Origin of the sequence: Antarcticirhabdus aurantiaca (assembly GCF_009765365.1) — a bacterium.
In the GTDB taxonomy this organism is placed as follows: domain Bacteria; phylum Pseudomonadota; class Alphaproteobacteria; order Rhizobiales; family Rhizobiaceae; genus Antarcticirhabdus; species Antarcticirhabdus aurantiaca.
This window is the reverse complement of record NZ_VTOM01000008.1, coordinates 1-16,648: the sequence shown is the minus strand read 5'-3', so window position 1 is coordinate 16,648 and position 16,648 is coordinate 1. Positions and strand designations below refer to the sequence as shown.

The window sequence follows — 16,648 nt, the reverse complement described above, 5'->3', positions numbered from 1 at the left end:
CTCGAAGCGGGCCTGTTGAAGCAGAGGGCGGGGAAGCATCGTCGCAGGAGCCATCCCGCGGCGATGTCGAAGGCGGAGCCGATCCACCAGCAAAGGCGGAACTCGATGCGGTGCGCGAGGGTCGGAGGGGCGAGTTCGTTAGGCGTCCTCATCCGGCTCAGGCTCCGGCGGAAAGGCCTCCGTGACGTCGAGCGACACCACCGTGAGCATCCGGAAGGCATCGCGGCGCGCTTCGAAGGCGTCGTCGTAGATCACTCGCTCGGGCAGGACGTACTTGCCGGTGTGAGGCCCGCCACGCACGAGCACCGGATCGAGCCGGTTCTCGTCACCGGCCGTCTCCTCACGGAAGCGCGCGGCCTGAAGCTTGTCCATGAGCAGAAAGGGTCGAAGGTCGGCCATCTTAGGCGGCTCCTATGGCGGTGAGGAAGGTTGAGAAGCGGTTGTGGATCGCCTGCGCCTCGGCGTCGGTAATGCCGCCGCCCGTGAAGGCTGCGGCCAAGCGGTCGTCGGCGTATTCGGTGCCGTTGCGCAGTAGGTACGCCGGCCCGGTCGCAATCGCATTCGAGACCGCCGTGTCGGAAAGGCTCAAGGCGCCGTTGCGATAGTAGGCGCGGGCGTTGGCCCCGGTGCGCGTGAGGAAGCGGCTCCCGGTCATGGCCTCGGCCGCGCCGAGGTTGAGCGAGGTGCTGTCGTTCATGCGAGCCTCGCCGTTGCCGGCCGTGTTCGGGCGGATGTAGCTTCGCGTTGACTGCGATGATCCGATGAGCGGCCGGAAGCCTGACTTGGGTCCCTGGAGATTGCACCATGTGCCGATCGTGGCCGAGTTCAGCGCGTACTGATTGCCAGTCGCGTTGAACGCCTCGTTGAAGGACAGGTGCGACGACAGAGCGTCGCCCGCATAGCCGCGATCCGTGGTGAACGACGGCGTATTGACTGCCGCCAGCGACTTCGTGGGGGCGCGCAGGTTGAGCCGAGCGGCTTGCGCATCGTGCGCCGCGAGGATGGTCAGCCAATCGAGCTTCGACCAAACGCCGTCCGTCTTCAGACCGGCAACCAGGTCGCTGTAGAGCTGCTTGCGAGCGGCTGCCGGCTGGACCGTCATGGCATCGAACGCCGCCTGTGCATCCGGGTCGTAGCCCGCCGCGGCGGCGGCCACCGTGGGGGCGCGCACGAGGGCTGTGGATGCGATCAGCGCGGGCGCCACGTTGACCGCGCCCGGCTGGACGACGGGGCTCGGCACGACTGCCGTGCTGGCGATGATGGCCGGCGCGATCTGCGAAGCGCCCGCCTGGATCGTTGGCGCGAACACGGCCGAGGTCGAGCCGACAACCGTCGGCAGGACGGCGACCGGACCAGGCTGAACGGCCGGGGCGAAGACGGAAGCCGTGGATACGATGAGTGCCGGAGCCACCGACACGGCGCCGGGCTGCACCGTGGGCGCCGGCACCGCAGCAGTCGAAGCGATGACGGCGGGGCGAACCTCCGCGGCGCCGGGCGCGAGCGCTTCTACTGTCGGAGCGCGCACCTGCGCCGTGCTGGCGATCATCGCCGGCTGCACCGTCACGGCTCCAGGCTGGACGCTGGGCGCGCGCACCGCCGCGGTGGAGGCGATGACGCTCGGACGCACCTCGACCGCACCAGCGGCCACTGACGGGGCCAGGACGCGCGCCGTCGAGGCGATGAAGGCCGGGCGGACCTCGATCCGGTCCGTGACGGGCGGCAGGGGCGGCGCGGCGAGCGCCACCGTCAGCCCCGCCGCGGCCGTGACGAGGATGCCGACGGTGGCGGCGCGCTGGATGGTGACGGTCGGCGTCATGCCTGGCCCCGCGTCACCGGCTTCTGCACCGGGATCTTCAGCGCCACGTAGAGGTAGACGTCGGGGTTCGGATCGGTGCGGGCGAGATCGAGCACGACCGACGAGTGGCCGATCGCCGCCGTCTGCTCCGCGGTGAGGCGCACCTCGATCGTGCCGTCATCGATCCGCACGAGCCCGCCGTTCTGCGTGGAGAGCTCGGCCAGGATGGAGCGCGCGCCAGGGTAGCTGCGCACGTCCGCCCGCAGCTCGCACCCGTCGGGGAAGAGGACGTCACCACCCTGCCCCGTGACCGCGATGCGCAGCGTATAGGCGTAGGACAGGACGATCGGCGGTCCTTGGATCGTCTGCGACATGGCGCGCGCTCCTTGTCGCTTAGAGGGCGAAGATGCCTTCGGCCGCCCATGTGACGACCACGTTGCCGCCATTGGGCGTGACCGGCAGGCCCGGGGCCGCGTCGATCAGGGTAACGAGCCGAGAGGTGCTTTCCGTGCCGGTGTCGATGTAGATCAGGATCGCCTCGGCCGCCGAGCCGGTGCCGGTGCCGGCAGGTACGTTGGGGATCGTGACATCCGACGCATCGAAGACGCCATTGACGAGGGTCTTGGAGGTCAGCGTCTGCGGCGTCCCGATGCGCGCGCCGGACGGGACGGACGAAAGAAACTCATGGGCGGCTGAGTAGGTGTAAGCGCCCGTGTCGATGAGGACGACCTTCACCGTGCTGCTGGCAAGAGTGGTGAGCAGCTGCTCCTTGAGCTTCATGTAGAGAATGTTGGCCATAGGGATGCTCCTTCAGGGCACATGAAAAAGCCCGGCTCGAGCGCGGCCGGGCGGTGGAAAGATCGCGAACGAAGGTTCCCCGCGCTGCAGCAGGGCGCTACCTTCGGTCGGGGACAAACTGAAACCTCAGAGAGTCGAGCCGATGATCGAGCAGGTTCCGAGCGCCGCGGCGGCGCTCGCTTTTGTCGGCGTATTCGCGACGGCGGTTTTCATCTGGCTCGAGGACGCCAAGGCAAAAGCCAAAAGATAAAATGGCCAGCGTGTCGCCTGACGCAGACGGGATCGCCCGGTACAATCAAGAGACTTCGACCCTCTGCATGCACGGCTTATTTATCGAGCGAGTGCTAGGCGTATCGGATATGCCTGTGAGTGAGATGCCCGCATGGTGCTCGAGGTCGCACTTCCCGCCGTTTCTTCCGTCGGTTTCGTGCTGCTTGTCATATTCGTCGCGTTCCTATGGCTTGAACATCAGCGTTCGATGATCGCCGCTGACGCTCTCAAAGCGGCCGCAGCCAAGGCAGCCGCAAAGCGAGAAGCTGCTGAACCTGGCTACTGCCAGCGATAGAAGGCGACGGCCGACGTCATCGCTAGCCGACGAGCGGCCGAGACGCCGTCGGCCTTGAGCGCCTCGTTGAAGGCTCCAGCGGCCGTGACGCGATCAATGCCGCCGATCAACATCAGGTCGTGGATCGCCGCAGCTTTGAGAAAGCGCGGATCGCGAGGTGAGAACGCCCAGCGCAACGCCAGCGGGATCGAAACGTCGAAGGTGGTGTTGGCCGGCACCGTGAAGAGCCAGCCGCTGTCGACCTTGCCCACCTCCCACGCGATCGGCGCCGTGGTGCGATAGAGGATGCCGCCGACGGGCACGAACAGACCGGCGGTCTCGACGCTGGTGTAGAGGCTCACCCGCGCGGGCGCCCGGCGAAGACGAAGAGGTGCGCCACGAAGCCCGGCGGCTTGATCGGCACGGGCGTCGGCGCCGCGGAGCCCGCTTTCGCCGTCGTCCGCTTCACGTCAGCGGTCACGATGCCGGGCGACGTCGTGAGGAGGCTAGCGAGGAGCCCAGACACGTTCGGCTTCACGGACGCCTGGTTGTCCTGGTAGTCGTGCGCGTGCTCGGGCAGATGCGCCGCCAGGAGCGTTACGCTGTCCGAGCCGATCAGCGTTCCGGCCGCGCCGTCGAAGCCGCTGGCGACCGTGGCGTAACCCGCCGGAACCTTTACCAGCTTGAACTTCGCCGAGGTCGACCCGGCCAGGAACCACGACATGCCAGCGGCCTTGGCCACGAAGTCGGGGTACATGGCGCGCTGGTACTCGGTCTTGCCGTCCAGTCGCAGCCAGGCCGGCCCGAGATCGTCGAACAATGCATGCCGAAGGAGGCCGATCGGCAGCGTGACATTGCGAAGGTCTACGCCGGCCATAATGCGTTGCTCCCGATATCCGCGATGACCTCTCCGGCGGTGATCCGCTGCTTGAGGTCATTGCCGGCCACGATCAGCAGACCCTCACGCGCTGCCACGGCATTGCCGAAGGCCACCATCGTCTGCGCATCCATCGGCACGCGCGTATCGTTGGCGGCGATCCAGAAGAAGTCGACGGGCAGGCCATGCCAGCGCATATCGCCTTCCTGGACGCCATTCATGATCGCCACGATGGCCGAGATGCGGGACCGGTCGATGCGCTCGCGCGAGGTGTCGTCTGACTGGAAGACGTTACCGGCATAGGTGATGCCCGCGCGGAGGCGGCGATCACGCTCGGCGTCGATGTCGGCATCGGTTCGCGCTGCTGGCTGCCGCCCCGCCTCGAACGTCGCCTCTTCGGCGGCCGTCATCGTGACGGTCTGGCCGTTGACGATCTGCTGAAGGGCCATGTCAGCGCCTCCCGAAGAGCTTGACGGTGCCGGCGTCCAGCTGCCCGGCGCTGGCGCTGATGCGGATGCCGTTGATCGGATCGCCCACGTACCGAGCCTCGCTGGATGCGATTGCGCCAAGGGTTGCTGATGATGGAACGGCCGACCCTATAGCCGATGCCCTGATGGTCGCAGCTCCAGCATTGAGCCCGATTGCGCTGGCCAGGTAGTTGATGGCCGATGCCGCAGGGAACGCTGCGCCCATCGCGCCGAGGGACTGCCACGTCGCGCCGTTGTCGGTCGTGATCTCCAGGTTGATCGACGCGTTTGAGCCGCTGTTGTGGCTCATCAGCCGAGCGTCGACGATGGCGTCGTTGATGTTGAGCCCGGTGAACGTGACAGCCGCTACGGCGGCGCTGATCGTCACCGTCGAGCCAATCTGGCGCATCCTCGGGGCCGTTGCCGGGGAGAGCGCACGGGTGGTGTCCGTTCCGGCATCGACTTCGGCTTGCGTTGCAAGCTCGACTACGCCTTTGGCAGCCGTCGTTGCATCGGGCAAATTGCTCGTCTGGTAGCCGTCTCCGGCTGCGTTGACCCGCAAGAACCGGAGAGCGTCGGCAGCGGTGAGGCTAGGCAAATTGAGGCCTGCAGCTGCCTCTTCCGCATCGTCGCGGGCTTGCTCCGCATCCTGCGCGTAGCCGCTGGCATCAGATGCAGATCCGGCCGCAAATCCCGCGGCACTCTGCGCCGCCTGGCGATCGGCCGCGGCGCCTGAGCCGTCCATGAGGATCGACCACCTGGAGGCATCCGTGCCCGGGAGGACGCCTGTGGAAGCCGCGAGCGCGATCCAAGCACTGCCCATGTAATGCACGCCGTCGCGCGCCGCATAGGTCGCCACGTTGGCCCAGGCGCCGCGCCAGTTGATGCCGATCGGGCCGTTAGGACCCTGCGGGATGGTGAAGTCGAGCACCGCATCGGCCTCGGTGCCGCTATTCTCCACGGCAGCGGCCGAGCCCGGCGCGCCGGTCGTGACGATGCCAATCGCAACGGTCGCGGCTCGCCCGCGCGGTCCCGCCTTCTTGACGGACACCCCTTCCGGAGACGAGGGCGTGACGGAAACGATGGTCATCGCGTGATGCCCCTCTGGATCGTCACCTTACCCGCCACGAAGCGATCCACGATCCCGTCGGCGTTGGTCCAGACCATGTCGTAGGCGTAGTCGCCGGGCGGGATCAGTCTCAGAACCTCGGGCGGCACGTTCCAAGCCACAGTGCCATCGGTCGTCGGCGCCGTGATCTGCAGCATGCCGTTGGCGGTGCTGGCCTCGAGAATGATGTGCAAGGCTTCGGCTGGCTGCCGGAGCTGCGCGACGAACGAAGATCCGGCGAGATTGACGGGCGTCTCTGCCTCGCCCTCCGTGAGGGTCAGCGCATCACGCCAATCCTCGTTGGTGGCAATGAGGAAATCGACCGTGGTCAGCGACATCGCCGGTCATCCTCATGCGTCATAGAGGAAGCCGGACACCCCGAGCGGCGTGCCACCGGTCGACAGGATGTCTCCGGCCTTGGCCGTAACGGGACCAACGGGAAACGTCGAACTCGTGGAGAGAAGGTCCACGCCGTTGATGCGCATCGTCACGAGGCTCGTCGTGTTGATGGCGAAGGTGGAGAACACGGCCTGCTTGCCGGCCGGAACCGTGTACGGCGTGCCGCTCGCAACATTGGCGTAGAAGGGTGTGCGGGCCATTACATGCTCCCCAGGAAGAACATTTCAGAGTGGAGGTAGTCGGACAGCGTGATGCTGGCCGCGATTTGATCGACGGTTGCCTTGCGATGAGCCCCATCGGCGGCGGAATAGATCGCGACGAGGTCCGCCGATTTCGGCGCCGGCTTGGCCGTGAGGCCGTTGATGTCCAGCTTCAGCTCGCGGTTGGCGCCGAGTGTACCGCCGCCCTGGATGCCTTCGCTCGTCGTCACCGAGCGCACCGCCCCAAGCGCCGCCATCAGGCTGTCGCGGGTGATCACCTTGGCTTCCTGAAGCGACACGTCCCAGAAGACGAAGAGGTCGCCGGTCTCCAGGCTGATGTCGGTAGCCGCCCCCTTCACCACGCGGTTGATGAGGTGCAGCGCCGCCTGGTTGGAGGTGAGGCCGAACCAGTTGCCCTGCGTCGGGTCGAAGCGCTTCAGCGTGCGAACATCCCGGTGATACCAGAGCTTCGATCGGTCCGAGGGAGCCGTGTTGCCGATCTCGATCTCGGCGAGCCCCATGTCCTTCAGGACCCGAGCTTCGAAGTCGCGCATGTCGAGCGGCAGGGCGTCCTTCAAATTGCCTGTCGAAGACGTGACGAGCTTGTCCGTGGAAGGGTTCAGAGCCGGCATCAGGCCACCGTCAGTTCGGCGCCCATCGGCGCGATGGAAAGAACGACGTCGTTGGTCGAGACGGCGATGTCGATGCCGCCGGCATTCTTGAGGCGCCGGAACTGCAGGCTTCCGCCGTTGACGGAGGCGTAGACGAGGCCTGTGCCGGTGCCGATGTTCTCGCCGCCTGTGATCGACCCGCCAGCGCCGCCCACGCCGGCCAGGAAGGCGGTGCGGGTCGTTTTACGGTGCGCACCCGCCGAGATGTCGAAGAAGGCGACGATGTCATCGCCGGCGACGGAGTTCTCGACCTCAAGGCCGGAGAAGTTCAGGCGCAGCGTGCGATCATCCTGGAGATCGCCACCACCTTGGATGCCCTCAGTCGTGGCGACCTGCCGGAACTTGGATGCCATGTCCCCGATGTTGAGCGCGTTGATCGTGCTCTGAAGGGTCTGGATCAGCCAGTTGAACAGGCCGGGGTCAGCTCGGCCACAGCGGAAGCCTTCCTCGATCTCATCGGCAGTCGGCGGCGTGATCAAGGCGTCGTCGTCCGACGCCCAGACCGGGTCGAAAATAGCCATGGAGGCCTCGTTCAGTTGAGGGTGATCTGGACCGGGAAGGAGCCGTCGCAGAAGCCGCCCCACCCGTCGCCGAAGCCGAAGGCGGGGCCGTTGCCGTGCCAGATGTCGAGCCGAACACCCGGCGCGATCGGCAGAGCCTGCCGGTAGAGGTGGGCGATGGAGATCTCGACGCCTGACAGGAGCCGTCCGGTGGCCACAGCGACGCGGCCGGGCGCCTCCCGGTAGATGACGGCGTCGGCTCCGAAGACGGCGCGTGAGGCGAGCGTGAGACCGTGGCGCGAGTAGTCGCCGCGGTTGGTGATGATGCGGGCCTTGAGGAAGCCTCGATAGAGCTCGTCGTCGATGAAGCGGAACGGCACGTAGTCGGGCCCGCCGCAGTCCCACTCCGCCTCGCAGAAGCCCGCGACGGGGATGGTGGGCGGCCCGCACTCGTCGGCGCAGGCGAAGCCGAACACCGGGCGCCGTTGCCCGGCGCGGTGGTCGCGCGGCCAGCCCACCACCTTGCCGAGGATCGTCAGCTGGTCGCCGACGGCCGTGTCGACGTCGAAGAAGTCGAGCATCCGGCAGGCGAGGTTCTGAGCTTCGGCGGCTTGGCCGAGGTAGGCCCGCATCACGCCTTCGAGGCGCGGGCTTTCGCGGTACTGCGTCAGACGCTTGTCGATCTTCGACTGCACCAGCTCGGCGGGATCGATGCAGGCCATCAGACGTATCGCACCGAGACATAAGGGGCGAGGATCACCGGCCGCTCGAAGATCGCGGTCGGGATCTGGTCGACCACGATCAGGTCGGCGTTGCGGGCGATCCGCGTCTCGACCACTTCGATATCGCCAACTTGCGCGGCTTCCGATGCGATGCGCGTCTCAAGGACGGTGTCGCCATTCCGGTAGCCGGCCTCTCCGGAGAAGGCTGCGACTACCGCCGCGGCGATCGTGCCGACGCTCGGCGGCGCGCTGTCCCGGCTGTCGGCGATCGGTCGCACGTCGACCTCGACGCGGATCGGCACCTCGGCCGGGCGGATGAACGCTACCTGCTGGCAGAAGCCGTCTGCGATGACGGGGATGGATACGTTGCCGAACAGCGTGATGCCACCGACCGAGTTCTGGAAGACGGCGAGAGCGACGGCTTCGTCCGTACCGCCCGTGACGGCATAGGCGACGGAGTGCGGCGGCAGACCGAGAGCGTCGGTCGTCTCGCCGGAGTTGGCGCGCACGGCGGCGAAGGTGACGCTTGGCAGGTCACGCAGGCGGTTGAGGTTCGCCGTGAACGAGATGTCCGCCTGGCCGAAGTTGGTGATGCGCAGGCGAAAGGCGTCGTCCGTCTCGTCGTCCGGTCGGGCGAGGCCGCGTAGCTTGGCCACGATGTCGAGGCGCGGGCCCTCGGCCTGGTCGGCGTCGAAGGAGGCGTAGACGTCGGCGAGCGTCTCCTGCGCGTCGACGAGGGCGTCGGTCATCACGCCGTTGATCTGGCCGAGCGGCGACTGTGACGTCTGGATGATGCCGGGTCCGAAGGTCGCGACCATCGCCTGTTCGAGCTCGTCGAGAATGGTCGCGATGTTCTTCGGGACGAAGCCCTCGGGCAGGACGCCATAGGTGTTGCTCATACCTGTGCGACCTCGTCGTGCTCGGTGGCGACCACGGCCCGCGCAACGTGGATGCCGCGAGTGCGCCGGTCGAAGCTCATTGCGAAGGCCTCAATGCCGGTGACGCCGTCGGTCTCCAGGATCTCGGTCTTGATAACGCTCTCCGCGAGCGCCTCATCGAACTGCCGGCCCATGATCTGCTCCAGCCAGGGCACGCCGCAGGTGGTGTCGATGAACCATTCGCCTTCGAAGGTCATGATCCGCTGGCGGGCGTGCTGGCCGACCGCCTCGCCGTCGGCGACGAGCTCCAGGTTGCCGTCTGCCGTCATGCCGAGGTCGGCGATGCCCTCTTCGTTCGACCGAAGTGCAAGTCCAAGCCGGGCGACCGTCACAGTGCCATTCCGTCGAGTAGATCGGCAATGGCGAGCACCGCGGCCTTCTGATTGTGGTCGTAGAGGCCGGTGCTTGACCCGCTGGTGACGACAGTCTTCGCGTTGGCGAGGCTGCGCAGCGCCGTGGCGATCAGGGTGTAGACGTTGCCCTGCGCGCCCTCGATAGCGACCTTCCCGTCAGGCGATCCGCGGATCCCGAACCTGCCATCCTCATCGAAGCGGACGTGATGGTTCTGCGCGTCGAAGTTCTTGATCGGGCTCGACACGCTGTCGCCGCCGACGACTGTCGCGCGCATGTCGGAGAGCGAGAAGGAGCGATCGGAGACCGCGTCGAAGGCGCCGCCGTCCGTGTCGTAGGCTGAGGCGTCGTACATCATCGGGCGTAGACGGACGCGGTCGCCGACCTTCAGTCGAGACGCCGCCGCCTGAGGCGGATGCTTCATCGGCTCCTTCACCCGAGCCGATGCGGTGTCCATCCCCTGAGCGGAGGCGCATCCCAATGACATCGCAGATCGCATTGAAGCCTTTCGGCGCGCAGCCTTGCGCGTTCACCTCGGCCGATCTCGCCGCCTTCGAGCGCGAGATGGCCCTGCCATTCGATGATCGCGAGATCGTCGACCCGGCCGCCGCGCCGGCGACCATCCGCGAGCGTCTCGTCACCCGCATCGATAGCTTGCCCTTCTGGCCGCTGGTCACGGTCGTGGTGTCGGCGACGTCGGGGTTCTGCTGCTTCCAGTTCGGCTACTTCGCCGGCAAGGCGGGGCTGTTCTGATGGCCCCCGCTTGGCACAACCTCCCCCACGCGAAGATCCCGCTCGAGCACCGCGTCACCATCGCCGGCCTCTACGTCGCTGACGTGGAGGTGGTCGCCTGGATCTACCGCGAGAACGACGGGATCTACGTCGGCGAGGTGGAGCTCGAAGGCCGACCGATCTCGCAGCACGGCTATGCCGCCTGCGATGAGGACGGAGCGCCGGTGATGGCTTCGGCGACCGTCAAGGACCCGGAGCCCTGGAACAAGGATCAGGTCTCGGCCGACGTCGCCTTCCTGCGCTCGGTCGAGCGGGACGTGAACAGCCTCTACGCAGAGGAGGCCGACAAGGCGCTCCGCGAGGCTGAGGACGGCTGGAGGGCTGCGGCATGAACCTCGCTCAGCACACGCCCGGCCCGCTCACTGTCGCCGCCAGTGGCGATCGTCAATTCCACATCAAGAGCGACTACCTGCATCGCGAAGGCGAGTGGGAGGACATCTATGTCTCGCTCAGCGGCTTCTGCGGGTCCTATGGCCCGCAGCTCTTCGCCGCCGCACCAGACCTTTTGCACGCAGCAAAGGCGGCGCTCTTCGTGCTGACGATCGTCAACGCGCGCTCGCCCGGGACCAACGAGCAAGGTGCGATCGAAGCGCTGGCCGCCGCCATCGCGAAGGCTGAGGTGCCGGCATGAGCGCGCCCATCCATCCCCGCGCCCCGGCCAAGCCCAAGGGCACCCGCACCGCCATCCGCCGCGCCATCCGCGACCAGTTCACCCGCTGGACCGAGGAAGCCCGCGACGTCCTGCGCTCGAACCAGATGCGTCACCTGTCCCGCCGGATCGGAGGGCTTCGCTGATGCCGCTGATCGAATCCTTCGACCCGGACGCGCCGCCGGTGGTGCGCAGCGTTCTGCCCAACGACGCGATCGAGCGCGGTGCCATGGCGATCTACGGCGTCGTCACGGGCGCCAAAACGCCGGAGCGCGCGGCCGAGGCCTGGGACCGTCGGGCCCGCGAGATCACCCGCAAGCGACACCGGCTGGAAGCCGAGGCCTGCCTGATGGCCGCTGGCTGGAGGCCGCGGCGATGATTCCCTGCCCCAAGATCGTCACCTACAGCTCACCCGAGGCCGCAGCCAACGAGCGCTTCCTCGCGGTCTTCTACATGCCGTTCGGCCCGACCAAGCGGCACCCGGCCGGCGGCGAGGTGCGACTGCCCATCCAGTTCTTCGGGCCCAACCGCGGCGCCGTCGTCGCGAAGGCCGAGACGTTCTGGGCCGAGGAGCAAGCGAAGGAAGCCAAGAAGCGCGAGGCCGCAGCCCTGCGCGATGCTGCAGCCAAGGCCGACCGCGAGAAGCGGAAGGTGGCGGCATGATCGAGCGCACCTGGACCGGCGAGACGATCACCGAGCCCGGCATCTATGCGTCCGTGCCCATCGAATCGTACCACCACGACACCGGGCTCTTGGACGGCTTCTCGATCTCGTCTTCGGGCATCCGCCAGGTGGACGACCGGCCCTCGGCCTATTGGATCCACAGCCCGTTCAACCCCGACCGGGTCGAGCGCGAATCCACCGAGGCGCTGAACTTCGGCAAGGCCGCGCACCACCTGCTTCTCGGCGAGGCCGACTTCGCACAGCATTTCGCGGTGCGGCCGGCCAAGCTCAACGGCAAGGACTGGCAGGGCAACCGCACCGACTGCAAGGAATGGCTGGAAGGCCGGGCCGCCGAAGGCCTGACCGTCATTCTGCCAGCGCAGATCGAGACGCTGAAGCGCATGCGCGACAGCCTCGCGGCGCATCCGATAGTCCAGGCCGGCGCGCTCAACGGGCGGATCGAGCGCAGCATGTTCGCCCGCTTCGGCAAGGTGTGGCTGCGCGCCCGGCCGGACGTGATCCCGATGGACGGCGGCGACTTCGTCGACCTGAAGACCGCCGCAGCCGTCGACGACGACAGCCTGTCCCGCGCGATCTTCTCGGCCGGCTATCACGTCCAGGCCGCGGTGGTGCGCATGGTCTGGTGCGCGCTCGGGCTCGACTTCGGCTCGTTCGTCCTCGCCTTCCTCGAGAAGACTCCGCCCTACGAGGTCCGGTTCTTCGAGATCCGCACCAGCGACATCGACCTCGGCGAGCGTCAAGCCCGCGCGGCGCTGCGCACCGTCGAGGAATGCCTGAAGCGCGGCCAGTGGCCCGGCTACGACGGCTGGGATCCTTCCGTCCTCAACATCGACATCCCGACATGGGCCCGCACGCGCGCCGAGGCGACGCTGGCGGTCAAGGAGGCTGCATGAGCCAAGTCGCCATCCGCGATCAGAACGAGCGGACGTCCATCCAGGCGGTGCCCTTCGGCCGCGAAGCCGGCGGCGGCTCGCTCGCCCCGCAGAACCTGGGCGAGATCGTCCGCTTCGCCGAGGTCATGTCCCGCGCCGACATCGCGATCCCCAAGCACCTCCGGGACAATCCGGGCGCCTGCCTCGCCGTCTGCATGCAGGCCTTCAAGTGGGAGATGGACCCGTTCTCGGTCGCCCAGAAGTCTTACAAGGTCGGCGATCAGATGGCCTATGAAGCGCAGCTGATCGCGGCCGTCATCAACACACGCGCCGGCCTGAAGCGGCGACCGCAGATCGAATACCGCGGCGCAGGTGCGGACAGGCAGTGCGTCGTCACCTTCGAGGCGATCGACGGCTCGACCCACGTCTACGAGAGCCCGCGCTTCGCCGCGATCACGACGAAGAACTCGCCGCTCTGGAAGTCCGATCCGGACCAGCAGCTCGGCTACTACTCCATTCGCGCCGGCGCCCGCCGCCATTTTCCGGAGGTGATCCTCGGCGTCTACGATCGCGACGAGCTCGAAGGCGCCCGCGATGTCACGCCGACGAGCGCTGGCCGGTCCTCGTTCGCCTCGCGCATCGTCGATCGGCAGAGCGCGACCGCAGAGCGCCGCGAGGGCTTCGACGGCGCGATGGTGGATCTGACGCTCGGCACGCGCCAGGAGCCGCAGGCGGGCGCGCCTGATGCTATCGGCACCGTCGCCGAGGATGATGCAGCGGCGACGGGCGAGCCGGAGCATGAGCGGCACGACGAGGCCAAAGAGATCGAGGCCGAGGCACGTCAGGCGGAAGCGACGACGTCGAAGCCCGCCCGTGACCCTGTCCTTCGCGCGAACCTGATCGAGTGCGCCCAGAAGCTCCTCGAGACAGCGAACGGCACCAGCGAGCCGGACGAGCTAGAGCGCGCCCTCAACGCCGCGACCAACGCCTGGAAGAAGGAATTGCCGGCCAACGGCGACGAGGTGCGCCGCATCTACCAGCGCGCCCATGCGGTCGTCACCGGCGCCCTGAACGTGCCAGCCGCGGTGAAGCTGATCGCTGCCGAGCTAGACCTGCCCGAGGCCGAGATCAAGCCGAGGGCGCGCTGATGTCCACGCCCATGATCGACAACCCGCTCGGCGGCCGCGCCGTGCCCGAGTGGATCGGCGCTCACCCCGACGCCAAGGTGCCGGACAAGGTTCGCGACCGGATCCTCGCCCGCGCCGAAGGCCGCTGCCACATCAGCGGCATTGAGATCCGCGGCAAGGACTGGGAGCTCGAGCACATCAAACCGCTCTCGATGGGCGGCGAGCACCGCGAGACGAACCTCGCTCCGGCGCTGGCCGAGCCGCATCGCGCCAAAACCGCCGCCGAAGCCGCCGGCCGGGCGAAGGCCGACCGCATCCGCCGCAAGCTCAACGGCACCTGGCCGAAGACCAAGCACCCGCTGCGCTCCCGCGGCTTCTCCAAGCGCGAAAACGGATATCGCTGATGACCGCCCTTCTCATCACAGGGGCGCTCGTCGCCCTCCTCATCGAACGAGCCCAGGCCCGCATCGACCAGATCGAGGAGATCGGTCGATGACCTCCGCGCCTGAAGCCCACAAGACCGCCGGGGTGGTGGTCGCCGACCTTCTGGCGCTCGGCCGCGAGATCGAGAACACGCATGGCGAGGAAGCCCGCAAGCTTCTCGACGCTGCTGCGGCTGCACTCTCCACTCCATCCGTCCCGGCCGTCGCTGAGCTATGGGGAGACGGGCTGGCGCAAAGCGCTGCATCGGGGGCAGCCGCAGGATGGATGCCGATGGAGAGCGCGCCGAAGGACGGCAAGGAGGTGATCCTTCGCATCCCGGCGCGCGGCTGGCCGGACCACTACCAGCAGATCGCCCATTGGGCGGATGACATGAGCGGCGAGGAACAGCCGCCGTTCCGAGGCTGGTTCCGGAATACCGGCTACGGGTACGCCGAGGTCGCAGACCCGACAGGCTGGCGCCCCCTCACCGCCAGCCCTGCGGGCGATGATCCCAAGGCCCTCGATGCGGCAGCCCGATCTTCACCCCTTCCCCCGCAAGGGGAGCCGGTGGCGGTCGAGGGCTGGGTGCCGAACACCGACTACACCAACAAGGCGACGTGGCCGCCAGAAGGCAACCTCCTCTACACCGCCTTCCACGATGCCCGCCTCAAGGGCGGCTGGTATGACGAACGGCTCAAGCGCCTGATGGCCTGGGCATCGTCTTCCGCCGAAGCCCTCGCCGCAGAGCGAGCCCGCGCGGACAGCCTCAAAGCGGAGCGAGACGCCGAAGCGGACATCAAGTGGCAACACCACGAGATGGTCGGCAAGCTGGCGAAGCGAGCATTCGACGCCGAAGCCCGCGCGGACAGGGCGGAAGAGGACGAGCGGGATCGGCTGTATGCGAAGGCGGCCGAAGAAAGCCGCCTGTGCGCGTCGGTGGTGTTCCGCGAGGACGCAGCCAGAACAGCAGCTTGGCTTGCCGAGAATGGCGCCATGCTCCCTGCCCAACGCGCCGCTCTCCGCGCCCGAACCCTCCTCAAGGAGACGCCCCATGACGAGCGATGAACTCGGGCTGCCGCAATCCCCTGCGCAGGCGGCAGAGGGGGAAGGCGACATCGTGGAGCGCCTGCGGGCCGATGTTGCCACCCAGAGAGAGTTTTCGGCCGGCGCAATCGCTCGCATCGAGGCGAAGCACCCCGGCCTGCTCCGACCGGAAGCGGTCGCGTTGATGCGAGCCGACATCAAGGAAGAGGCAGCCAACGAGATCGAACGCCTTCGCACTGCCCTCTCTGCAGAAGGATCTGCAAACGCCGCGGCAGCCCGACTAGCAGCCGAGGAGATGCGAGATCGGGCGGCGAAGGTGGCTGAGGCCGCTGGCGACACATGGAGTGGGACACGCGATCACGCTCAGGCGGCACAAGAGGCGGCGGTTGACGAGAAGTGCATCGCCATCGCCGAAGCCATCCGCTCTATTCCCCTCCCATCCTCCTTCCCCGAAGATCAGGAAAAGGCTGCCGCAACCCCGACCATCGCCGATCCGGTGAAGGAGGGCGGACGCGATGGCCTACGCTGAGACCACCTCCGTTTCCGTCGAGAAGAGCGAGGCCGAGATCAAGGCCATGCTGCGCAAGGCGGGCGCCACCAGCCTCATGTCGGCCGAGGAGCCGGGGAACGCCGTCGTCGCCTTCGAGATGCAGGGCCGGCGCATCCTCTTCCGGCTTCCCCTACCCGCACGCGACGACAAGCGCTTCGCCAATGACGGGCGGCAGCGCCTGCGCCCGGCCGACAAGCGGGCCGCTGCCTGGGAGCAAGCCTGCCGCTCGCGCTGGCGCGGGCTGATGCTCTGCATCAAGGCAAAGCTCGAAAGCGTCGAGAGCGGCATCGAGACCTTCGAGACCGCCTTCCTGGCGCACGTCATGCTCCCGGACGGGTCCACGGTCGGCGACTACGCCAAGCCGGCGATCGCGCTCGCCTATGAAACGGAGACGATGCCGCCGCTGTTGCCGGCGCCGCGCCGCCAGACTGAGGAGGCAAAGGAGCGATGAGCCGACACGTCACCGCAAAGGTCATCGCGGAGGAGTTCGGCTTATCGGCCCGTCACTGGACCCGCATGGCCTCGGCCGGGAAGATCCCCGGCGCCTGGCAGCCGTCCGGCGAAGGCGGGCACTGGCTCTTCGACCTCGACGCTTTCCGCCGCTGGCGGACCTCCACTCAGAAGAAAGTCGCCGAATGGCCGGGATATACAAGAGGGGTGAGATCTGGTGGGCGCGTGCGCATCGCAACGGAGAGGAACACCGCGTTTCCCTTAGAACGCGAGATCGACGGGTGGCTCAAGAGCGCCTTAGAAAATGGCTAGACGAAATGGATGCGGTCGCGTGGGGCGAGAAGCCCGCGCGCCCCTTCCGCGAGGTGATGAAGCGCTTCGCCGAGACGCACTTCCGAACGCTCAAGCCAGCCTCGGCCAAGCGCTACGCCGTCAGCATGAAGGCCCTCGCCCGCACCTTCGGCACGATGACCGTGCAGCAGGTCACGACGGCGACGCTCAGCGACTTCGAGACGACCCGGCGCAGCGAAGGCGCCAGCGCTCCGACCGTGCGGCGCGACTGGCCTGCCCCCGTTAGGTGGCCCGGTTCAAATCTAATGCATGGTTGGCTTATCGGCGACGTTTGAGGTGGCCGGCGAAGCGGGTTGGGGTGGCGCAGCCGGCCACGGCACGACGGCTGGTGCCGGC

31 protein-coding genes are annotated in these 16,648 nt (G+C 67.4%); 15 read left to right on the top strand and 16 right to left on the bottom strand.

What is annotated here, in order from left to right:
- Nucleotides 1-138: 138 nt before the first annotated feature.
- The 4 genes from FZN60_RS11145 to FZN60_RS11130 form a co-directional block, all read right to left on the bottom strand.
- A complete protein-coding gene (locus FZN60_RS11145; protein ID WP_158873567.1) occupies nt 139-399 on the bottom strand; it encodes a hypothetical protein in 261 nt (86 codons plus the stop codon).
- A gap of 1 nt (nt 400) precedes the next feature.
- Nucleotides 401-1,744, bottom strand: a complete 1,344-nt coding sequence (locus tag FZN60_RS11140; RefSeq protein WP_158873566.1) for a hypothetical protein — start codon at nt 1,742-1,744, stop codon at nt 401-403.
- A gap of 68 nt (nt 1,745-1,812) precedes the next feature.
- Nucleotides 1,813-2,169: a hypothetical protein gene (locus FZN60_RS11135; RefSeq protein ID WP_158873565.1), complete on the bottom strand. Its 357-nt coding sequence runs from the start codon at nt 2,167-2,169 to the stop codon at nt 1,813-1,815.
- Nucleotides 2,170-2,188: 19 nt separating this feature from the next.
- Nucleotides 2,189-2,593, bottom strand: a complete 405-nt coding sequence (locus tag FZN60_RS11130) for a hypothetical protein (RefSeq protein ID WP_158873564.1) — start codon at nt 2,591-2,593, stop codon at nt 2,189-2,191.
- A 382-nt stretch (nt 2,594-2,975) separates the two neighbouring features.
- Here FZN60_RS11130 and FZN60_RS11125 point away from each other — a divergent pair, with 382 nt between their 5' ends.
- On the top strand, nt 2,976-3,158 hold the full coding sequence (locus tag FZN60_RS11125) for a hypothetical protein (RefSeq protein WP_158873563.1): 183 nt from the start codon (nt 2,976-2,978) through the stop codon (nt 3,156-3,158).
- Here FZN60_RS11125 and FZN60_RS11120 read toward each other — a convergent pair.
- From FZN60_RS11120 to FZN60_RS11065, 12 genes are read right to left on the bottom strand one after another with little or no spacing between them, the layout of a single operon-like run.
- On the bottom strand, nt 3,143-3,499 hold the full coding sequence (locus FZN60_RS11120) for a DUF1353 domain-containing protein (protein ID WP_199266542.1): 357 nt from the start codon (nt 3,497-3,499) through the stop codon (nt 3,143-3,145). The genes FZN60_RS11125 and FZN60_RS11120 overlap by 16 nt on opposite strands.
- On the bottom strand, nt 3,496-4,014 hold the full coding sequence (locus FZN60_RS11115) for a hypothetical protein (RefSeq protein ID WP_158873562.1): 519 nt from the start codon (nt 4,012-4,014) through the stop codon (nt 3,496-3,498). The genes FZN60_RS11120 and FZN60_RS11115 overlap by 4 nt, the downstream gene beginning before the upstream one ends.
- Nucleotides 4,002-4,463 carry a DUF4376 domain-containing protein gene (locus tag FZN60_RS11110; RefSeq protein ID WP_158873561.1) on the bottom strand — a complete coding sequence of 154 codons (462 nt, stop codon included), beginning with the start codon at nt 4,461-4,463 and terminating at the stop codon, nt 4,002-4,004. Before FZN60_RS11110 ends, FZN60_RS11115 begins: the two co-directional genes overlap by 13 nt.
- A gap of 1 nt (nt 4,464) precedes the next feature.
- Nucleotides 4,465-5,571 carry a hypothetical protein gene (locus FZN60_RS11105; RefSeq protein ID WP_158873560.1) on the bottom strand — a complete coding sequence of 369 codons (1,107 nt, stop codon included), beginning with the start codon at nt 5,569-5,571 and terminating at the stop codon, nt 4,465-4,467.
- Nucleotides 5,568-5,927 carry a hypothetical protein gene (locus tag FZN60_RS11100; RefSeq protein ID WP_158873559.1) on the bottom strand — a complete coding sequence of 120 codons (360 nt, stop codon included), beginning with the start codon at nt 5,925-5,927 and terminating at the stop codon, nt 5,568-5,570. Before FZN60_RS11100 ends, FZN60_RS11105 begins: the two co-directional genes overlap by 4 nt.
- A gap of 12 nt (nt 5,928-5,939) precedes the next feature.
- Nucleotides 5,940-6,188 (bottom strand): hypothetical protein, encoded by a 249-nt coding sequence (locus FZN60_RS11095; RefSeq protein ID WP_158873558.1) that lies wholly within the window; start codon nt 6,186-6,188, stop codon nt 5,940-5,942.
- Entirely contained in the window at nt 6,188-6,820 is a 633-nt protein-coding gene (locus tag FZN60_RS11090; protein WP_158873557.1) for a hypothetical protein, read from the bottom strand. Before FZN60_RS11090 ends, FZN60_RS11095 begins: the two co-directional genes overlap by 1 nt.
- Nucleotides 6,820-7,380 carry a hypothetical protein gene (locus tag FZN60_RS11085; protein WP_158873556.1) on the bottom strand — a complete coding sequence of 187 codons (561 nt, stop codon included), beginning with the start codon at nt 7,378-7,380 and terminating at the stop codon, nt 6,820-6,822. The genes FZN60_RS11090 and FZN60_RS11085 overlap by 1 nt, the downstream gene beginning before the upstream one ends.
- 11 nt (nt 7,381-7,391) lie before the next feature.
- Nucleotides 7,392-8,081 (bottom strand): baseplate wedge 1 family protein, encoded by a 690-nt coding sequence (locus tag FZN60_RS11080; protein WP_158873555.1) that lies wholly within the window; start codon nt 8,079-8,081, stop codon nt 7,392-7,394.
- Nucleotides 8,081-8,980, bottom strand: a complete 900-nt coding sequence (locus tag FZN60_RS11075; RefSeq protein ID WP_158873554.1) for a hypothetical protein — start codon at nt 8,978-8,980, stop codon at nt 8,081-8,083. The genes FZN60_RS11080 and FZN60_RS11075 overlap by 1 nt, the downstream gene beginning before the upstream one ends.
- The gene (locus tag FZN60_RS11070; protein ID WP_158873553.1) at nt 8,977-9,351 is read right to left on the bottom strand and encodes a contractile injection system sheath initiator; all 375 of its coding nucleotides are present in this window, start codon (nt 9,349-9,351) and stop codon (nt 8,977-8,979) included. The genes FZN60_RS11075 and FZN60_RS11070 overlap by 4 nt, the downstream gene beginning before the upstream one ends.
- On the bottom strand, nt 9,348-9,794 hold the full coding sequence (locus FZN60_RS11065) for a hypothetical protein (RefSeq protein ID WP_158873552.1): 447 nt from the start codon (nt 9,792-9,794) through the stop codon (nt 9,348-9,350). The genes FZN60_RS11070 and FZN60_RS11065 overlap by 4 nt, the downstream gene beginning before the upstream one ends.
- A 56-nt stretch (nt 9,795-9,850) precedes the next feature.
- On the opposite strand from FZN60_RS11065, the gene FZN60_RS11060 reads away from it, so the two are divergent.
- The 14 genes from FZN60_RS11060 to FZN60_RS10995 all read left to right on the top strand — a co-directional run bounded on the left by FZN60_RS11060 (nt 9,851) and on the right by FZN60_RS10995 (nt 16,587).
- Nucleotides 9,851-10,123: a hypothetical protein gene (locus FZN60_RS11060; protein WP_158873551.1), complete on the top strand. Its 273-nt coding sequence runs from the start codon at nt 9,851-9,853 to the stop codon at nt 10,121-10,123.
- Nucleotides 10,123-10,494 (top strand): hypothetical protein, encoded by a 372-nt coding sequence (locus FZN60_RS11055; protein WP_158873550.1) that lies wholly within the window; start codon nt 10,123-10,125, stop codon nt 10,492-10,494. The genes FZN60_RS11060 and FZN60_RS11055 overlap by 1 nt, the downstream gene beginning before the upstream one ends.
- Entirely contained in the window at nt 10,491-10,793 is a 303-nt protein-coding gene (locus FZN60_RS11050) for an XkdD/Y8K6 family phage-associated protein (protein ID WP_158873549.1), read from the top strand. Before FZN60_RS11055 ends, FZN60_RS11050 begins: the two co-directional genes overlap by 4 nt.
- Nucleotides 10,790-10,957 carry a hypothetical protein gene (locus FZN60_RS11045; protein ID WP_158873548.1) on the top strand — a complete coding sequence of 56 codons (168 nt, stop codon included), beginning with the start codon at nt 10,790-10,792 and terminating at the stop codon, nt 10,955-10,957. Before FZN60_RS11050 ends, FZN60_RS11045 begins: the two co-directional genes overlap by 4 nt.
- On the top strand, nt 10,957-11,190 hold the full coding sequence (locus FZN60_RS11040) for a hypothetical protein (protein ID WP_158873547.1): 234 nt from the start codon (nt 10,957-10,959) through the stop codon (nt 11,188-11,190). Before FZN60_RS11045 ends, FZN60_RS11040 begins: the two co-directional genes overlap by 1 nt.
- The gene (locus FZN60_RS11035) at nt 11,187-11,474 is read left to right on the top strand and encodes a hypothetical protein (protein ID WP_158873546.1); all 288 of its coding nucleotides are present in this window, start codon (nt 11,187-11,189) and stop codon (nt 11,472-11,474) included. Before FZN60_RS11040 ends, FZN60_RS11035 begins: the two co-directional genes overlap by 4 nt.
- Nucleotides 11,471-12,388, top strand: a complete 918-nt coding sequence (locus FZN60_RS11030; RefSeq protein WP_158873545.1) for a PD-(D/E)XK nuclease-like domain-containing protein — start codon at nt 11,471-11,473, stop codon at nt 12,386-12,388. Before FZN60_RS11035 ends, FZN60_RS11030 begins: the two co-directional genes overlap by 4 nt.
- Nucleotides 12,385-13,515, top strand: a complete 1,131-nt coding sequence (locus tag FZN60_RS11025) for a recombinase RecT (RefSeq protein WP_158873544.1) — start codon at nt 12,385-12,387, stop codon at nt 13,513-13,515. Before FZN60_RS11030 ends, FZN60_RS11025 begins: the two co-directional genes overlap by 4 nt.
- Complete coding sequence (locus FZN60_RS11020; protein ID WP_158873543.1) at nt 13,515-13,898, top strand: HNH endonuclease; 384 nt, start codon at nt 13,515-13,517, stop codon at nt 13,896-13,898. Before FZN60_RS11025 ends, FZN60_RS11020 begins: the two co-directional genes overlap by 1 nt.
- 88 nt (nt 13,899-13,986) lie before the next feature.
- Entirely contained in the window at nt 13,987-14,982 is a 996-nt protein-coding gene (locus FZN60_RS11015) for a hypothetical protein (RefSeq protein ID WP_158873542.1), read from the top strand.
- Complete coding sequence (locus FZN60_RS11010) at nt 14,969-15,490, top strand: hypothetical protein (RefSeq protein ID WP_158873541.1); 522 nt, start codon at nt 14,969-14,971, stop codon at nt 15,488-15,490. Before FZN60_RS11015 ends, FZN60_RS11010 begins: the two co-directional genes overlap by 14 nt.
- Nucleotides 15,477-15,962, top strand: coding sequence for a hypothetical protein (locus FZN60_RS11005; RefSeq protein WP_158873540.1), 486 nt, complete (start codon nt 15,477-15,479; stop codon nt 15,960-15,962). Before FZN60_RS11010 ends, FZN60_RS11005 begins: the two co-directional genes overlap by 14 nt.
- Nucleotides 15,959-16,273 carry a helix-turn-helix domain-containing protein gene (locus tag FZN60_RS11000; RefSeq protein ID WP_158873539.1) on the top strand — a complete coding sequence of 105 codons (315 nt, stop codon included), beginning with the start codon at nt 15,959-15,961 and terminating at the stop codon, nt 16,271-16,273. Before FZN60_RS11005 ends, FZN60_RS11000 begins: the two co-directional genes overlap by 4 nt.
- The gene (locus tag FZN60_RS10995) at nt 16,156-16,587 is read left to right on the top strand and encodes a hypothetical protein (protein ID WP_500786073.1); all 432 of its coding nucleotides are present in this window, start codon (nt 16,156-16,158) and stop codon (nt 16,585-16,587) included. The genes FZN60_RS11000 and FZN60_RS10995 overlap by 118 nt, the downstream gene beginning before the upstream one ends.
- Nucleotides 16,588-16,648: the final 61 nt, after the last annotated feature.

What these genes read in the sequence shown, in the direction of transcription:
- FZN60_RS11015 (WP_158873542.1), top strand. Translation starts at nt 13,987, where the DNA reads ATGACCTCCGCGCCTGAAGCCCACAAGACCGCCGGGGTGGTGGTCGCC.
- FZN60_RS11010 (WP_158873541.1), top strand. Translation starts at nt 14,969, where the DNA reads ATGACGAGCGATGAACTCGGGCTGCCGCAATCCCCTGCGCAGGCGGCA.
- FZN60_RS11050 (WP_158873549.1), top strand. Translation starts at nt 10,491, where the DNA reads ATGAACCTCGCTCAGCACACGCCCGGCCCGCTCACTGTCGCCGCCAGT.
- FZN60_RS11100 (WP_158873559.1), bottom strand. Translation starts at nt 5,927, where the DNA reads ATGTCGCTGACCACGGTCGATTTCCTCATTGCCACCAACGAGGATTGG.
- FZN60_RS11030 (WP_158873545.1), top strand. Translation starts at nt 11,471, where the DNA reads ATGATCGAGCGCACCTGGACCGGCGAGACGATCACCGAGCCCGGCATC.
- FZN60_RS11060 (WP_158873551.1), top strand. Translation starts at nt 9,851, where the DNA reads ATGACATCGCAGATCGCATTGAAGCCTTTCGGCGCGCAGCCTTGCGCG.
- FZN60_RS11025 (WP_158873544.1), top strand. Translation starts at nt 12,385, where the DNA reads ATGAGCCAAGTCGCCATCCGCGATCAGAACGAGCGGACGTCCATCCAG.
- FZN60_RS11090 (WP_158873557.1), bottom strand. Translation starts at nt 6,820, where the DNA reads ATGCCGGCTCTGAACCCTTCCACGGACAAGCTCGTCACGTCTTCGACA.
- FZN60_RS11110 (WP_158873561.1), bottom strand. Translation starts at nt 4,463, where the DNA reads ATGGCCCTTCAGCAGATCGTCAACGGCCAGACCGTCACGATGACGGCC.
- FZN60_RS11000 (WP_158873539.1), top strand. Translation starts at nt 15,959, where the DNA reads ATGAGCCGACACGTCACCGCAAAGGTCATCGCGGAGGAGTTCGGCTTA.
- FZN60_RS11035 (WP_158873546.1), top strand. Translation starts at nt 11,187, where the DNA reads ATGATTCCCTGCCCCAAGATCGTCACCTACAGCTCACCCGAGGCCGCA.
- FZN60_RS11045 (WP_158873548.1), top strand. Translation starts at nt 10,790, where the DNA reads ATGAGCGCGCCCATCCATCCCCGCGCCCCGGCCAAGCCCAAGGGCACC.
- FZN60_RS11005 (WP_158873540.1), top strand. Translation starts at nt 15,477, where the DNA reads ATGGCCTACGCTGAGACCACCTCCGTTTCCGTCGAGAAGAGCGAGGCC.
- FZN60_RS11130 (WP_158873564.1), bottom strand. Translation starts at nt 2,593, where the DNA reads ATGGCCAACATTCTCTACATGAAGCTCAAGGAGCAGCTGCTCACCACT.
- FZN60_RS11135 (WP_158873565.1), bottom strand. Translation starts at nt 2,169, where the DNA reads ATGTCGCAGACGATCCAAGGACCGCCGATCGTCCTGTCCTACGCCTAT.
- FZN60_RS11055 (WP_158873550.1), top strand. Translation starts at nt 10,123, where the DNA reads ATGGCCCCCGCTTGGCACAACCTCCCCCACGCGAAGATCCCGCTCGAG.
- FZN60_RS11085 (WP_158873556.1), bottom strand. Translation starts at nt 7,380, where the DNA reads ATGGCTATTTTCGACCCGGTCTGGGCGTCGGACGACGACGCCTTGATC.
- FZN60_RS11115 (WP_158873562.1), bottom strand. Translation starts at nt 4,014, where the DNA reads ATGGCCGGCGTAGACCTTCGCAATGTCACGCTGCCGATCGGCCTCCTT.
- FZN60_RS11040 (WP_158873547.1), top strand. Translation starts at nt 10,957, where the DNA reads ATGCCGCTGATCGAATCCTTCGACCCGGACGCGCCGCCGGTGGTGCGC.
- FZN60_RS11125 (WP_158873563.1), top strand. Translation starts at nt 2,976, where the DNA reads ATGGTGCTCGAGGTCGCACTTCCCGCCGTTTCTTCCGTCGGTTTCGTG.
- FZN60_RS11145 (WP_158873567.1), bottom strand. Translation starts at nt 399, where the DNA reads ATGGCCGACCTTCGACCCTTTCTGCTCATGGACAAGCTTCAGGCCGCG.
- FZN60_RS11020 (WP_158873543.1), top strand. Translation starts at nt 13,515, where the DNA reads ATGTCCACGCCCATGATCGACAACCCGCTCGGCGGCCGCGCCGTGCCC.
- FZN60_RS11105 (WP_158873560.1), bottom strand. Translation starts at nt 5,571, where the DNA reads ATGACCATCGTTTCCGTCACGCCCTCGTCTCCGGAAGGGGTGTCCGTC.
- FZN60_RS11075 (WP_158873554.1), bottom strand. Translation starts at nt 8,980, where the DNA reads ATGAGCAACACCTATGGCGTCCTGCCCGAGGGCTTCGTCCCGAAGAAC.
- FZN60_RS11065 (WP_158873552.1), bottom strand. Translation starts at nt 9,794, where the DNA reads ATGAAGCATCCGCCTCAGGCGGCGGCGTCTCGACTGAAGGTCGGCGAC.
- FZN60_RS11080 (WP_158873555.1), bottom strand. Translation starts at nt 8,081, where the DNA reads ATGGCCTGCATCGATCCCGCCGAGCTGGTGCAGTCGAAGATCGACAAG.
- FZN60_RS11095 (WP_158873558.1), bottom strand. Translation starts at nt 6,188, where the DNA reads ATGGCCCGCACACCCTTCTACGCCAATGTTGCGAGCGGCACGCCGTAC.